Raw genomic sequence first — 15,564 nt, 5'->3', positions numbered from 1 at the left:
GTAGGACCGGGTGCCGGAGTGTCCGGCCGAACATCAGCAGATCTTGAAGCCGTCGCAGGCGGTCGCGATGGGTACGGCCAGGCCGATTCCCTCGGCGTCGCGGGCCTTGGCGGTGGCGATGCCGACGACCTGCTTCGCCCCGTTGATCACCGGACCACCGGAGTTGCCCGGATTGATCGGCGCGTCGAACTGGATCACCTTGCCGGGGCCGTCCTCGTTGTCGCGGAAGGCGCTGACCACACCGGTGGTCACGCTGTCCTCCAGGCCGAGCGGAGCACCCACCACGACGATCTGCTGGCCGGACTTCACCACCTCGGGGGCCGCGACCAGGCCGGTGAACGTGCCGTCCGTACTGAGCTGGGCGATGTCGTTGGCCTTGTCGACCTTGACGATGGTGGCCGGGAAGCGCTGGTCCGTACGCTCAAGGAAGACCTGCCGGCCGCCGCCGTCCCACAGCTCCTCGACCACGTGGAAGTTGGTGAAGAGGTTGGTTCCGCCGTTGCCGGTCGGCTTGCCGACGGCGAACGCGGTGCCGGTGAACTGCCCGGCCCGGACCCGGAACACGCTGGGCAGCACCGCGCTGGAGATGGCCTCGGGGTTGAAGACCTGCCCGGCCCGGTTCTCCAGGTCCAGCGCCCGGCCCTCGATGCCGTCCAGCCGGGCGCCGTCGGCCCGCTGCGCGTCGGCCAACCGCCGATCGGTTTCGGCGAGCCGACCGGTGAGCCGGTCGACCTGGTACGCCTGGAACCCCACCGCCCCGGCCAGTGCGAGCACCAGCAGCAGCGCGGTCACGCCCGGCCAAGCCAGCCGCCGCCGAACCCGCGGCGCCGGTTGTCCGGGCGACGCCGGAAACGAGCCGGGCATGGGCGAGAGCGAGCCGGGCATGGGCGAGAGCGAGCCGGGCGTGGGCGAGAGCGAGCCGGGCGTGGGCGAGAGCGAGCCGGGCGTGGGCGGGAGCGAGGGGTAACCGGGCGGGCCGTAGCCGGCGCCGGGACCCGAAGCCGGTCCGTAACCGGGAGGCGGGGACGCCGGTCCGTAGCCCGGACCGGAAACCGATGCCGGACCGTGACCGGAAATCGGTACGGGGTCGGTCCGGGGCGGCTCCAGCCGCGGCGGCAGCGGCCCCGGCCTGATCCCGACCGTCGGTTCCACCTGCGGCGACCCCGGTACGCCCGACCACGGCTGTGCCGGGTGAGCCACCGTCGGGTCGTTGTGCAGGTCCTCGGTCGGCTGCCGCTGGCCGGGCACCGGTGCGCCGGGGTACGGCTCGGGGCCGGGCGCGGGGTACGGGTCATAGCCAGAGGTCATGAATCGACGTCCTCCCGTAGACGTTCGTGCCACAGTCGTACCGTCGGGCGACCAGCCCGGGATCCTGCGGCAAGGAGGCACCGTACCGGCCGTGCTGAGCTTTGTCTTCCCCCATGTCTGACTCGTCCAATCCGACAAATGTACGCACCAAGCGGCCGGACAAACCGCCGCGCCGGCCCGGCTGCGTATGGCGGATGCGAGTGACCACTAGGGTTGTCAGGTGACCGACGAACCACCCCTGCGCCGTCGGGCCGCGCAAAGCCAAGCAGGGGACGAGCCGCACAGCCTGCCGGCGTCCGCGCCGGAACCCGAGACCGTGGGGCCCGACCCAATGCCTGGCGGGCCCGTTCCGCTCCTCGCCCCCCGCGATGGCACACCGGAGCCGGTGGCAACCCCTGCCGCCCTCGCCGATGTCGTCGCCCGCTTCGCCGCCGGCACCGGCCCGGTTGCCGTCGACGCCGAGCGCGCCTCCGGCTACCGCTACAGCCAGCGCGCCTACCTGGTGCAGTTGCGCCGGGAAGGCGCTGGCACCGTGCTGATCGACCCACTGCCCCTCGGTGACCTACGCACCCTCGACGAGGCCCTCGCCGACACCGAGTGGGTGCTCCACGCCGCCAGTCAGGACCTGCCCTGCCTGGCCGACCTGGGGCTGCGACCGCGCCGGCTGTTCGACACCGAGTTGGCCGCGAGGCTGGCCGGTTTCGAACGCGTCGGACTGGCCGCGCTGACCGAGCAGTTGCTCGGTTACACCCTGGAGAAACATCATTCGGCCGCCGACTGGTCGAGTCGACCGCTGCCGGACTCCTGGCTGACCTACGCCGCGCTGGACGTGGAACTGCTCACCAACCTGCGCGACAGTCTCGCCCTCGAACTGGAGCAGCAGGGCAAACAGGAGTGGGCGGCGGAGGAGTTCGCCTCGCTGGTGCTCTGGGGGGCGCAGCCGCTTCGGCCACGGCCCGACCCGTGGCGCCGTACCTCCGGTATCCACCGGGTCCGGGGCGCGCGCGCCCAGGCCCGGGTCCGGTCGATGTGGTATGCCCGGGACGCGATCGCGTCCCGGCGCGACTCGGCGCCGGGACGGGTCCTGCCGGACGCGGCGATCATCGCCGCGGCCGAGATGGATCCGAAGGACGAGCGGACCCTGCTGATGCTGCCCGGGTTCGGTGGTCGTTCGGTCCGCCGGCTCGCCCGGACCTGGCTGGAGGCGCTGGCCGAGGCTCGGACGCTGCCCGACGACGCGCTGCCGGTCAGCCCGGCGGTCGACGGGCCACCGCCACCGCACCGGTGGGCCGAGCGGGACCCGACGGCGGCGGCCCGGCTGGCCCGCTGCCGGGAGGTGGTGACCCGGATCGCGGCCGAGCACAACCTGCCGCCGGAAAACCTGATCACGCCGGACTCGGTCCGTCGGTTGGCCTGGACGCCGCCGGACGAGATCAGCGAGGCGACCGTGGTCGAGACGCTGTACGGCTACGGCGCCCGGCACTGGCAGGTCAACCTGATCGGCGGGGAACTGACCCTGGCTCTGCCCGAGCCGGCCTGACGCACCGCCACCGCCCCACGTACGCCGGGGCGGTGGCGGCCTTCTTCTCAGTCGTCGAGTACGTCGTCGCGGCGGGCGGCCCACTGGAGCGAGTGCCGGATGCCGTCCTCCAGGGTCAGTTCCGGCTTCCAGTCGAGCAACTGCCGGGCCCGCCCGGTACGGGTGTAGGAGCCGGCCGAGTCACCCGGCCGGCGGCCGGTTTCGCGTACCCGCAGGGGGCGGTCGCTGACCGCGTTGAAGGCGGTGACGAACTCCTTGACCGTGGTGCCGTTGCCGGTGCCGAGGTTGATCACCTCGGCCGTCCGGGCGGCGCCGACCGGCAGGATGTCGTCGAACCGGCGCAGCGCCTGTACGTGCGCCCGCGCCAGGTCCCAGACGTGGATGTAGTCGCGGATCCCGGAACCGTCGCGGGTCGGCCAGTCGACACCGGTGACCGTGAACTCGTTGTCGCTCTCCAGCGCGCTGATCATCATCCCGAGCGCGTGGCTGGGCCGGCGCAGCTGCAACCCGGTACGCATGGTCGGGTCGGCCCCGATCGGGTTGAAGTAGCGCAGCGACAGCGCCCGCAGTCCGCTGGCGGCGGCGGTGTCGGCGAGGATCGTCTCCAGCATCGCCTTGGTCCGGCCGTACGGGCTGGTCGGCTCCAGGGCGGAGTCCTCGTCGACGGAGAAGTCATCGCCGGGGCGGTAGATCGCGGCCGAGGAGCTGAACAGGATCCGTTGGCAGCCGTTGCGCAGCAGGTGGTCGAGGAAGTCGACCGACTTGGCGACGTTCTCCCGGTAGTAGCGCAGCGGTTGGGCGACCGACTCGGGCACCACGATCAGCGCGGCGGCGTGCACCACGGCGTCGATGTCCGGGTGCTCGGCGAAGATCCGGTCGATCAGCGGCCCGTCGGCGATGTCGCCCTGGTAGAAGATCCGGTCGCGGGTGAACTCCCGCCGGCCGGTGTTCAGGTTGTCCAGGACCACCGGCACCAGGCCGTCGTCCAGGCAGGCCGACACCACCGTGCTGCCGATGAACCCCGCACCGCCCGCTACCAGTACCTTCAACGCCGCCTCCGTATCGCCCCATCCGGTCCCGATCAACCTACCGGACCGGGATGAACCGCCGGACGGGCGCGGTGTGGCCCGGACCACAGACAGCGCACTGACAGCCCTAGTTACCGGCGAGTAGCATCCGGGGTACACGCCCCGCCGCCAAGGAGGCTCAAGTGCCCCGAGAAGTCAGGGAAGTCGTCTTCGTCGACGGCGTCCGTACCCCGTTCGGCAAGGCGGGTGGGATGTACGCCAACACCCGTGCCGACGACCTGGTCATCCGCTGCATCCGTGAACTGCTGCGACGCAACCCGCAACTGCCACCGGAGCGGGTCGACGAGGTGGCCATCGCCGCCACCACCCAGATCGGTGACCAGGGGCTGACCATCGGCCGTACCGCCGCGCTCCTGGCCGGGCTGCCGAAGACCGTACCGGGCTACGCCATCGACCGGATGTGCGCCGGTGCGATGACCGCGGTGACCACGGTGGCCGGCGGCATCGCCATGGGCGCGTACGACGTGGCCATCGCCGGCGGGGTCGAGCACATGGGCCGGCACCCGATGGGCGAGGGCGTGGACCCCAACCCGCGCATCCTGGCCGAGAAGCTGGTCGACCCGTCCGCCCTGGTGATGGGCTCCACCGCGGAGAACCTGCACGACCGGGTCCCGCACGTCACCAAGGAGCGCTCGGACGCCTTCGCGCTCGCCTCCCAGCAGAAGACCGCCAAGGCGTACGCCAACGGCAAGCTCCAGGACGACCTGGTGACCGTCGCGATCCGCGACCCGGAGACCGGCTGGGCCCTGGCATGCGTGGACGAGGCGCCCCGCGACACCTCACTGGAGAAGCTCGCCGGGCTGAAGACCCCGTTCCGCCCGCACGGCAGGGTCACCGCCGGCAACGCCGCCGGACTCAACGACGGCGCCACCGCCAGCCTGCTCGCCGCCGAGGAGGTGGCCCGCGAGCTCGGCCTGCCGATCGGCATGCGCCTGGTGTCGTACGGCTTCGTCGGGGTCGAGCCGGAGGTGATGGGGATCGGCCCGATCCCGTCCACCGAGAAGGCGCTGCGGATCGCCGGGCTGACCATCGACGACATCGGCCTGTTCGAGCTGAACGAGGCGTTCGCGGTCCAGGTGCTCACCTTCCTCGACCACTTCGGCATCGGCGACGACGACCCCCGGGTCAACCAGTGGGGCGGGGCGATCGCCGTCGGCCACCCGCTCGCCTCCTCCGGCGTACGGCTGATGACCCAGCTCTCCCGGCAGTTCGCCGAGCAGCCGCAGGTGCGCTACGGCCTCACCGCCATGTGCATCGGCATCGGCATGGGCGGCACCGTGATCTGGGAGAACCCGAACTGGAACGGGGCAGCGTGAGCGCGAGGAGTGAGCCGATCTTGCGAGCCCCGCAGTCGGGAACGAAAGGTGTGACAGCACAATGACTTTGCAGAATCCGGACGAGGTTGTCACGAAGGCGCTGTTGCGGCTGGTGAACGTACCGGGGCTGGATCGGCCGGCGGCGCTGATCACGCTCGACAACGGCTTCGACCACAGGAAGCCGAACAGCCTCGGGCCGGCCGGACTGGCCAGCCTGGACGAGGCGATCACCGCCGCGCTGGCCGCCGAGCCGGCGCTGGTCGCGGTGACCGGGAAGCCGTACATCTTCTGCGTCGGCGCGGACGTGACCGGCATCCCGCTGGTCACCGACCGGGAGCAGGCGCTCGACATCGGCCGGCTCGGCCACCGGGTCTTCGCCCGGCTGCGCGACAGCACGGTGCCGACCTTCGCCTTCGTCAACGGCGCGGCGCTGGGCGGCGGCCTGGAGTTGGCCCTGCACTGCCACTACCGGACGCTCTCCGGCGGCGCGGGAGCGCTGGCGCTGCCCGAGGTCTCGCTGGGCCTGGTGCCCGGCTGGGGCGGTACGCAGTTGCTGCCGAACCTGATCGGCATCGCGGCGGCCACCCAGGTGATCATTTCGAACCCGCTGATGCAGAACCGGATGCTCAAGCCGAAGCAGGCGGCCGAGCTGGGCATCGCCGACGTACTGCTCGAACCGGCCGACTTCCTGGAGCGGTCGCTGGAGTGGGCGGCCGGTGTGGTCTGCGGCACCGTCACGGTGACCCGCCCCGAGGTCGACCGGGAGATGTGGGACGGGGTGATGTTCTTCGCCCGGCAGACGCTCGACCAGCGGCTGCACGGTGCGGTGCCGTCCGCGTACCGGGCGTTGGAACTGCTCGGCCTGGCCGGCGAGGCGTCGTTCGAGGACGGTACGGCGGCCGAGGACGAGGCCCTGGCGGACCTGATCCTGAGCGAGGAACTGCGCAGCGGCCTGTACGCGTTCGACCTGGTCCAGCGCCGGGCCCGCAAGCCGGTCGGTGCTCCCCCGGCGACGCTGGCCCGTCCGGTGACGAAGGTCGGCATCGTCGGCGCCGGCCTGATGGCCTCCCAGTTGGCGCTGCTGTTCGCCCGCCGGTTGCAGGTGCCGGTGGTGCTCACCGACCTCGACCAGAACCGGGTCGACAAGGGCGTCGCCTACGTGCACGGCGAGATCGAGAAGCTGCTCGGCAAGGGTCGGCTGGACGTCGGTACGGCCGCCAAGCTGCGCGGCCTGGTCACCGGTTCGGTGGACAAGTCCGTCTTCGCCGACGCCGACTTCGTGATCGAGGCGGTGTTCGAGGACCTCGGCGTGAAGAAGCAGGTCTGGGCCGAACTGGAAAAGATCGTCTCACCGGAGACGGTGCTCGCCACGAACACCTCGTCACTGTCGATCGGTGCGATGGCCGCCGACCTGGAGCACCCGGAGCGGGTGGTCGGCTTCCACTTCTTCAACCCGGTCGCGGTGCTCCCGCTGTTGGAGATCATCCGGGGCGAGCGGACCGACGACGCCACCCTGGCCACCGCGTTCGCGGTCGGCAAGGAGCTGCGCAAGTCCTGCGTACTGGTCTCCGACGCACCGGCGTTCGTGGTCAACCGGCTGCTCACCCGCTTCCTCGGGGAGATCTTCGCGGCGGTCGACGCGGGCACCCCGCTGGAGGTGGCCGACAGCGCGCTGGACCCGCTCGGGCTGCCAATGCGCCCGCTGGCCCTGCTGCAACTGGTCGGACCGGCGGTGGCGTACCACACCGGGGCGACGCTGCACGCCGCCTTCCCGGACCGGTTCGGCCTGAGCGAGAACCTGAAGCGGCTCGCCGACGCCGGTCGGCCGCTGCTGGTCGACGACGAGATCGACCCCGAGGTCGCGGCCCTGCTCCAGGTCGGCGACCAGCCACTCGACACCGAACAGGTACGCCAGCGCGCACTGGACGCACTGGCCGGGGAGATCCGGCTGATGCTGGACGAGGGCGTGGTCGCCGCCGCGCCGGACATCGACCTGTGCCTGATCCTGGGCGCCGGCTGGCCCTTCCACCTGGGCGGCATCACCCCGTACCTGGACCGAACCGGCACCTCCGACCGAGTCACCGCCCAACGCTTCCTCCCGTACGGCATAGCCAGCCTCCCCGCCTGACCCCATAACCCCCCACCTCCCGCTCACCCTCCCGCTCACCCTCCGCTCACCCTCCCGCGATCTAGGGCAAATGGTGGTAATTGGAGATCCACTAGCACGTATTTGGCCTAGATCGCGGGCGGGTGGGGGGCGGGGGGCGGGGGGCTAGGCGGCGGTGCGTTCGGCGGCGCTGCGTTCGACGCAGAACTCGTTGCCCTCCGGGTCGGCGAGGGTCACCCAGCCGGCGCCGTCCGGCCGGCGGTGGTCGGCGACCTGGGTGGCGCCGAGCCCGATCAGCCGGAGGACCTCCTCGTCCCGGCTGCGGTCGCTCGGTTGTAGGTCGAGGTGGAGCCGGTTCTTGACCGTCTTGCCCTCGGGGACCCGGATGAAGAGCAGGCTCGGGCCGGCCCCGTCCGGTGCCTGGGCGATCGCCTCCGGGTCGCCGGGGTGGTCGTCGGTGCTGCGGGGGTAGCCGAGCGCCTCGGCCCAGAATCCGGCCAGGGTGTAGGTGTCGGCACAGTCGACGGTGATGTGATTGATGCGGGAACTCACTGGGTGTCCTCCAGGACGGCTGTGCGCCCCGCGACCGGACGGGTCAGCGGGAACCGGGACGGGGCGCGGGAAGGTTCGAGTAACTCATCGACCGCACCTCCCTCCCACCGCTGGCTGACCGGAAACGAGCCTGCCACACACCGACGGATCGAACAACACCATTTCGGCCTACCGCCCCGGCGGGTTCGAGCCGTCCGCCGGCCCACTCTCCGACGGGGACGCCACGGTCGGGGTCGGGGTCGGCGGCGCGGCCGGCACCGTGACCGGGGCGGGCAGCACCACGGCCGAGGCCGCCACCACCGGGGTCGCGTCGGCGGCCGGCAATGTCACGGTCACCTCCAGCCCACCGCCGGGCTGGGCCACCGCGGTCACCGCCCCGCCGTGCGCGTCACAGACCGCCGAGACGATCGACAGCCCGAGCCCGGAGCCGCGCGCCCCGGTCCGTTCCCGGCCGCCGCGCCGGAACGCCTCGAACAGCCCCGGTACGTCGGCCTGGTCCACCTCGAAGCCGGTGTTGCCGACCACCAACCGGACCTGCGCCGCGTCCGAACTGGTACGCACCCACAGCCGGCCGTGCAGGTGGTTGTAGCGGACCGCGTTCTCGATCAGGTTTCCGGCCAGCCGCTCCAGCAGGCTCGGGTCACCGACCACCGGTGCCGACTGGAGCGACGCGCTCACGTCCAGCCCGAGCCGTTTCATCTCCGCGCCCATCGCGGACAGCGCGGCGGCGGCCCCGTCGGCCAGATCGGTGGGCGCCTTGCGACTGAGCCGGCGCCCCGACTGGGCCTCGCTGCGGGCCAGCACCAGGAGCGAGTCGACCAGCCCGTTCGCCCGTTCGGAGGCGTCCCGGACCACGGTCGCCATCCGGCGGTACTCGGCCACGTCCGCGTCCGGGTCGGCCATCGTCACGTCGATCTCCGTACGCATCACCGCCAGCGGCGTACGCAGCTCGTGCGAGGCGTTAGCGACGAAGCGTTTCTGCGCCTCGAACGCGCCGCCGATCCGGTCCAGCATCGCGTCGAAGGTCCCGGCCAGCTCGGCCACCTCGTCGTCCGCCCCGGAGTAGCGGATCCGCTGGTCGAGGGTGGCCTCGCCGAGCCGGCGGGCGGTGGAGGTGACCTGGTGCAGCGGGCGCAGCGCCCGACCGGCGACCGCGTACGCGCCGGCCACCCCGACCACGCTGATCGCCAGCAGCGCGACCAGCCCCTTGGCGAGCAGTTGCCGGGTGGCGTCGGAGGCCATCTGCTCCTGCCACCGTACGGCGTCCATCCGGGTGTTGTCGGCGAGCACCACGGTGGTGCCGGGCAGCAGGTCGTCGGTGGGCCGCAGTGCGGCGGTGACCAGCAGCCAGGCCAGCACCAGCAGGATCGCCCCGGCGCCGATCAGCAGCACCCCGTTGAGCAGGGTCAGTCGCAGCCGCAGCGTGGGGCGCAGCCGGGCCCGTCGGCGGGTCAGGTAGACGGTCACGCGCCGACCTGCTCGGGCAGGTAGCGCTCCGGCACCCGGTAACCGGCGCCGACGACGGTCTCGATCAGCGGCGGATCACCGAGCTTCTTGCGCAGGGTCATCACGGTGACCCGGACGGTGGTGGTGAACGGGTCGGTGTTGGCGTCCCAGACCCGCTCCAGCAGCTCCTCGCTCGACACCACCGCGCCCCGGGCCTTGAGCAACTCCTCCAGCACCCCGAACTCCTTGCGGGTCAGGTCCACCGGCGCGCCCGCCCGGGTGGCCACCCGGCGGGCCGGGTCGACCACCAGGTCGGCGACGGTGAGCACCGGGGGTGCGGCCGGGGTGGCCCGCCGGCCGAGCGCCTGCACCCGGGCGACGAGTTCGTCGAAGGCGAACGGCTTGGGCAGGTAGTCGTCGGCGCCGAGTTGCAGCCCCTCCACCCGGTCGGCGACCGTACCGCTCGCGGTGAGCATGAGCACCCTGGTCAGCGCCCCCGACTCGACCAGGTCGGCGCAGATCTGGTCACCGTGCACGCCGGGCAGGTCCCGGTCGAGCACGACCACGTCGTACCGGGTGATCATCGCCATCTCGTGCCCGGCGGTGCCGTCGTAGGCCACGTCCACCGCCATGCCCTGGCGGCGCAGCCCGCGAACGATCGCGTCGGCCAGATTCCGCTCGTCCTCCACCACCAGTACCCGCACCGCGACCTCCCGACCCTCGACCGTTCCCGGTGTCTGGAAACAACCTAGCCGCGCCGACCAAACCGCAGCTCAGCCCGACCCTCGCCGGGCCCGGCCGGGTCAGCCCGGCAGCCGCCAGACGCCGATCGCGCCGGTGAGCCGGCGGCAGACCAGCAGGCCGGCCACGGTCTGGCAGTCACCCGACACGTCGGGCAGCACGGCCAGCCGCCGGGCCGAACCCGACGCCGGGTCGAGGTCGGCGACCCAGGCCCGGCCGTCCGAACCGATCCGTACGCCGATCAGCCGGGTGCCACCGGCCGGCTGCCGGTGACCGGTCCCGGTCTCGCCGTCCGGCGAGCGCCCGAGCACCTGCCAGGAGCCGAGGTCGCCGAGCACCCGACCGGTGGCCGGGTCGAGCACGCTCAGCCCGGCGGCCAGCATCGGCCGGGCCTCGCCGCTGCCGAGCAGGTACGGCCCGACCGGCAGCAGGCTGCTCCACCGGGGATCGCTCCAGCGGATCGCCCCGGTGTCCCGGTCCAGCACCCGTACGCCGCCCTGTGGGCGGAACGTGCAGAGCAGTCGGCCGCACGGCTGCGGCCAGGGTTCCCGGTCGACGTCCCAGTCGATCGTCCAGCGCCGGTCGAAGGAGTCCAACCCGTACGCGGTGAGGCTCTGCGCGCCGTCGGGGACCAGCAGCAGGTTGCCGACGACCTGGGGTGGCCACTGCCCGCTGCCGAGCGTCGGCGGGCGGGGCAGGTTGGCCGACCGGACCACCGCACCGGAGGTCAGGTCGCGTACCTCGATCCGGCCGGTCGGCCCGCGGGTCACCACCGCCTCCGGCAGCGGTCCCTCGGGTCCGGGGTCGGTCGGCGCGTCGGGTCCGGCGTAGCCGCGTACGGCGCCGGCCGGCAGGGCGAGCGACCAGCGCACCGCGCCGGTGTCCGGGGCCACCGCCTCCAGGGTTCCGGGGGACAGCACACCCCAGCCGTTCGGGGAGTCGTCCCAGCCGGGCTCACCGGCCCCGACGTCGGTGTCCTGCACCCAGAGCAGGACGTCGCCGTCGGCGCTGGCGGTCTCGTAGCTGGCGGTACGCAGCCAGGAGACGGCTCCGGTGGCGGTGTCCACCCCGACCGTGCGACGGGGTGCCACCGACCCCCAGTCGGAGGTGAGCACCAGCGTGTGTCCGATCAGGGTGTGCCCGCCCAGCGGTCCCGGCACCGGCATCCGGACCCGCCACAGCGGCGCGCCGTCGGGCAGCCGGTAGGCGCTGACCTGCTGTCGGGGCTCCGCTGTCGGGTCGACGGGGTCGATCACGAAGATCCGGTCGGTGCCGGTCACCACCGACGCGCCCAGCCGGGCCGGGATGGTCGCCGCCGACAGCCGGGGCGGCCCGACGCCGGCCGCGGTCATGGTGGCGAGCAGCACCGCCAGTACGGCGGCGATCCGCACCCAGCGGGCGGTGAACCAGGTACGGACCAGCGGCCGTTCCCCGACCGGCGGTTCGGTGAGCCGGTCCCCCAGCTCGATCTCGATCACCGGCCACTCCCTCGTCCGCGCCCCGTGCCGCCGTCCGGGGCGGTCGTCTTACCGGCGGTCGGATCCGTGGTCCGCGAGTCCATTCTCAACCGGCTGACCCGGATCGCTCCGGCGCTCGCCTGTACGATGTCGCGTCGTGGCAATCCCGGTAGTAAATAACAATTCGGACACGGGTTCCGCGTCGGAGGTACGCACCGGCACGGAGGTCGCCCCCGCACCGGCGGCATCCGACCCACCGCGCGTACGCCGACCGTACCGGAAGCCGGCCCGCGCCGACCTGCTCGCCATCGGCGCGTACGTGCTGCTCGGCATCCTGGTCTGCGCCAACTACTGGGTGGACATCCAGCACCGGGTGTCGTCGCACCTGCCGACCGACCACAGCTGGTTCGAGTGGCTGCTGTCACACGGCGCCTACTCGGTCCGACACTGGGAGAACCCGCTCTTCTCGGCCCGGCAGAACGCCCCGGCCGGGGTCAACATGATGGCGAACACCTCGGTGCTCGGCATCAGCCTGCCACTGGCGCCGCTGACCATGCTGCTCGGCCCCCAGGTCACGTACGCGATCTACCTCGGCGGGGCGCTCGCGGCCACCGCCGCCACCTCGTACTGGATGCTCTCCCGGCACCTGGTCACCTCGCGCGGGGCGGCGTTCGCCGGCGGTGCGTTCCTCGGCTTCGCGCCGGGCATCGTGCACCACGCCAACGGCCAGCCGAACTTCGTCTCGAACTTCCTGCTCCCGCTGATCGTGGTCCGGGTGCTGCGGCTCGGCGAGCCCGGCCGCTGGCTGCGCAACGGGCTCGTACTCGGGCTGCTGGTCGCGTACCAGATCTTCATCAACGAGGAGATGCTGCTGCTCACCGCGCTCGCCATGATCGTGGTCGTGGCCGCGTTCGCGGTGCAGCGGTGGTCGGCGACCAGGGCGCAGGTGGTCCCGTTCCTGCTCTCGATCGGCGTCGGCGGCGGGCTCGCCCTGCTGCTCGCCGGCTACCCGATCTGGTACCAGTTCAATGGCCCGCAGTCCTACCGGGGCTTGCAGGGTGGCGTGTTCCACAGCTGGGGCGAGGACCTGTCCGCGTTCGTCACCTACTCGCGGGACACCATTGCCGGCTCGGAGGCGGTGGAGAAGACCATCGGCATGACCGAGCAGAACACCTGGTTCGGCTGGCCGCTGGTCGGCCTCGCCCTGCTGGTGATCGTGCTGCTCTGGCGTACCTCGCTGGTGGCGCGCACGGCCGCCGTACTCGCCCTGGTGTTCGGCGTCGCCTCGATCGGGCCGTTCGTCCGGCTCGACGGGGTCGAGACCGAGGTCAAGGGCCCGTGGAGCTACATACCGGACGACCTGCCGCTGGTCGAGATGATGATGCCGACCCGGCTGAGCCTGGTCGTCGCGGCCGTGGTCGGCGTGCTGATCGCGCTCGCCTGGGACGCGGTGGCGACCACCGCCGCCGGCGACGGGCCGCACCGACGGAAGGTCAGGATCATGGCGTACGCGGCGATCGCGCTCGCGCTGCTGCCGCTGGTGCCCAAACCGCTGCCGGCGAAGCACATCGACCCGCCGCCGACGTTCATCACCGGCGACCGGTGGCGGCCCTACGTGCCGGCCGGGCGCACCCTGGTCCCGGTGCCGGTGCCCAGCAACGTGCACGGCCTGTCGACGCTGCGCTGGAGCGCGCTGACCGGCCACGCGTTCCCGGTGCCCGGCGGCTACTTCATCGGCCCGGACGCGGAGGGCAACGGGGTGTTCGGCGCGTCGACCCGCCCGACCGCCATGCTGATGTACGTCACGATCGACACCGGCGAGGTCCCCGCCATCACCCCGGAGCAGCGCACCCAGGCCCTCGACGACCTGCGGTTCTGGCGTGCCTCGGTGGTGGTGCTCGGCGACCACCCACGGGTGGAGCAGCTACGGGCCCTGATGACCGCGCTGATCGGGCCGCCGCAGCGGGTGGACGACGTCTGGCTCTGGGACGTACGCACCCTGGTCGGCTGAGCGTCCGTCGGGTCGGGCCGCCATCCCGGTGCCCCGACCCGGCGTCCGGCTGTTCCACGCGTCGGCGTGAGGCTAGGGCACCCGGTCGCGGACGTCCCAGACCCAGGCGCCGGAGATCATCTGCCCCGGCCCGAGCAGCAGGTCGACGGTTTCCTTGACCGGGCCGCCCCGGTGCAGGCCGCCCTGTACCACCACCGCGGCCCGCCAGTGCCGCAGGTCCTCGATCGCCTGCCGCCGCTGCTCGTCGCCGATCGGCGGCACCTGCCCGGTGAACGCCACCCCGTCCAGCAGTACGGCGGTCGGCCGGTCCGGTGCGCCCCACCGGGCCTGCCGGTCGTCCGGGGTGGTCGGGCCGATGAAGTAGCCGCCCGGCGCGGTGAAGGCCAACCCGGTCCGGGCCGACCAGTACATCCCGGCGGTCGCCTCGGCGCCCCGGGTCGGCGGCACCGGCACCAGGGTCCGCCCCGGCGGCACCCAGGACCGCCACTCCCCGGTCGCCACGAACTCCGGCACCGGCCAGGCCGGCACCGTACGCAGCGGCAGCGGCGCTACCGGCAGCGCCACCGCGACCAGTGCCCCGGTCCAGAGCAGCCGCACCGGCAGCCCATCGGTCCGGGTCGCCGGACCCCGGCGGAACACCTCGTCGGTGGCCAGCGCCAGCAGGACCGCCAGCATCGGCAGGCAGACCAGCGGGAACCGGGCCGGCACCGCCAGGTCGAGCAACGGCAGGTCGGCGACGAGCCGGTACGGCCCGGTCAGCCCGGTCAGCCGGCCGTCCAGCCGGATCTCGTCGCCGAGCGACAGGGTGGCGAAGACGAGCACCCCGACGGCCAGCGCCTTCACCGCCGGCCGGCGCCACAGCCAGAGCACCACCACGGCGCAGAGGACCAGCAGCGGCAGCCCGAAGAACGAGTTCTCCTCGGTCGGGTTCGGTGACAGCAGCCCCGGCACCGAGTCGTGCCCGGTCAGCGACTGGCGGGCGGACGAGGTGAACGAGCCGACGTCCAGCGCGTACGCGCCGGGGTCGAACGGCAGGCCGCGATAGTGCCCCGGACCGAGGAACTGGAACCAGAGCGGGTACGCCAGCAGCACCCCCGCGACCAGCGCACCGGTCCCGAGCCGACCGAGAAAGGCCGGGCCGAGCCGGCGTACGGCGGTCGGGCTCGCCCCGGCGTAGCCGACCGTGAACAGGCCGCAGGCCAGCACCAGGAAGACCAGCACCTCCTCGCCGAGGAACACCTGGTACGCGACCAGCGGCCCGAGCAGCACGCCGCGCCGGAGCACCCGGTCGGTCGCCGGGGTGAACACCAGCGCGAGGATCGCCGGGACCAGGAACTGGGAGATCATGTGCAGGTGGCCGGTGGCCTGGGAGATCATGCCGGGGGCGAAGCCGCAGAGCAGCCCGCCGACGCAGGCGGCGAACCGGGAGCGGACCAACCGGCGGGAGAGGAAGAGATACCACGCGGCGGCGGTGCCGGCGAGCGAGCCGACGATCGCCAGCAGGAACGTGGTGTGCGAGCCGAACAGCAGGGTCACCGGGGTGAGCGGCAGGCCGAGGCCGAGCACCGAGGTGTTGGCCATCAGGTTGACCCCGTCCGGGGCGTTGAGCGCGCTGCTGTAGAGCGGGTTCTCCAGGTGGGTGACCGCGTGTGCGGCGCGGGCCAGCATCCACTCGAAGAGCATCTGGTCGTTGCCGGCCCGGGTGGTGTGGTCCGGATTCAGCCAGAGCCGACCGGTGACGTAACCGGCGGCGAGCAGGTAGCCGACCACCACCGCCAGGTCGACCGGCCATCGGCGGCCCCGCCACGCGGCGGTGATCCGGGCACCCGTACGGCCGCCACCGGCCGGGGTCGGGTCGGCGGTGGGGGCGTCGGCGGTCGGCGTACCGGGAGAGGTGTCCTCGACCGCGGTGACCACCGCGGTCCGGGCCGGTTCCGCTCCCCCGGTCGGATTCATCCGACCGGTACCGGTGTTCCGCCGCCGGCCCAGCCGGCCCCG

General features: G+C 72.6%; 10 protein-coding genes and 1 pseudogene. 4 read left to right on the top strand and 7 right to left on the bottom strand.

The features are described 5' to 3' along the window. Window positions 1–33: 33 nt before the first annotated feature. Window positions 34–1,308, bottom strand: coding sequence for a S1C family serine protease (locus OG792_RS07825; RefSeq protein ID WP_329108552.1), 1,275 nt, complete (start codon window positions 1,306–1,308; stop codon window positions 34–36). A 220-nt stretch (window positions 1,309–1,528) separates the two neighbouring features. Between OG792_RS07825 and OG792_RS07820 the strand changes: the two genes are divergently transcribed. Next, window positions 1,529–2,848 carry a ribonuclease D gene (locus tag OG792_RS07820; RefSeq protein ID WP_329108551.1) on the top strand — a complete coding sequence of 440 codons (1,320 nt, stop codon included), beginning with the start codon at window positions 1,529–1,531 and terminating at the stop codon, window positions 2,846–2,848. A gap of 47 nt (window positions 2,849–2,895) precedes the next feature. Here the strand turns inward: OG792_RS07820 and galE are convergent, their stop codons facing one another. After that, a complete protein-coding gene (galE, locus tag OG792_RS07815; protein WP_329108550.1) occupies window positions 2,896–3,897 on the bottom strand; it encodes a UDP-glucose 4-epimerase GalE in 1,002 nt (333 codons plus the stop codon). Window positions 3,898–4,058: 161 nt separating this feature from the next. On the opposite strand from galE, the gene OG792_RS07810 reads away from it, so the two are divergent. Then, a complete protein-coding gene (locus tag OG792_RS07810) occupies window positions 4,059–5,252 on the top strand; it encodes a thiolase family protein (RefSeq protein ID WP_329108549.1) in 1,194 nt (397 codons plus the stop codon). 61 nt (window positions 5,253–5,313) lie between these two features. After that, window positions 5,314–7,380 (top strand): 3-hydroxyacyl-CoA dehydrogenase NAD-binding domain-containing protein, encoded by a 2,067-nt coding sequence (locus OG792_RS07805; RefSeq protein WP_329108548.1) that lies wholly within the window; start codon window positions 5,314–5,316, stop codon window positions 7,378–7,380. Between the two features lie 144 nt (window positions 7,381–7,524). Here OG792_RS07805 and OG792_RS07800 read toward each other — a convergent pair whose 3' ends face one another. From OG792_RS07800 to OG792_RS07785, 4 genes and pseudogenes are all read right to left on the bottom strand, one after another. Further along, on the bottom strand, window positions 7,525–7,911 hold the full coding sequence (locus tag OG792_RS07800; protein ID WP_329108547.1) for a VOC family protein: 387 nt from the start codon (window positions 7,909–7,911) through the stop codon (window positions 7,525–7,527). A gap of 288 nt (window positions 7,912–8,199) precedes the next feature. Beyond that, window positions 8,200–9,366 (bottom strand): annotated as a pseudogene (locus tag OG792_RS07795) (sensor histidine kinase); the annotation flags it as partial. A gap of 8 nt (window positions 9,367–9,374) precedes the next feature. Next, on the bottom strand, window positions 9,375–10,061 hold the full coding sequence (locus OG792_RS07790; RefSeq protein ID WP_329108546.1) for a response regulator transcription factor: 687 nt from the start codon (window positions 10,059–10,061) through the stop codon (window positions 9,375–9,377). 99 nt (window positions 10,062–10,160) lie between these two features. After that, the gene (locus OG792_RS07785) at window positions 10,161–11,576 is read right to left on the bottom strand and encodes an outer membrane protein assembly factor BamB family protein (protein ID WP_329108545.1); all 1,416 of its coding nucleotides are present in this window, start codon (window positions 11,574–11,576) and stop codon (window positions 10,161–10,163) included. A 142-nt stretch (window positions 11,577–11,718) separates the two neighbouring features. Between OG792_RS07785 and OG792_RS07780 the strand changes: the two genes are divergently transcribed. Further along, a complete protein-coding gene (locus tag OG792_RS07780; RefSeq protein WP_442932450.1) occupies window positions 11,719–13,566 on the top strand; it encodes a hypothetical protein in 1,848 nt (615 codons plus the stop codon). Window positions 13,567–13,638: 72 nt separating this feature from the next. On the opposite strand, the gene OG792_RS07775 is transcribed toward OG792_RS07780, so the two are convergent. Then, window positions 13,639–15,522: a hypothetical protein gene (locus OG792_RS07775; RefSeq protein WP_329108543.1), complete on the bottom strand. Its 1,884-nt coding sequence runs from the start codon at window positions 15,520–15,522 to the stop codon at window positions 13,639–13,641. Window positions 15,523–15,564 lie beyond the last annotated feature (42 nt).

This window comes from Micromonospora sp. NBC_01699 (genome assembly GCF_036250065.1).
GTDB lineage: Bacteria > Actinomycetota > Actinomycetes > Mycobacteriales > Micromonosporaceae > Micromonospora_G.
Note: the sequence above shows the minus strand (reverse complement) of the source record. Positions and strands in the feature narration are given on the sequence as shown.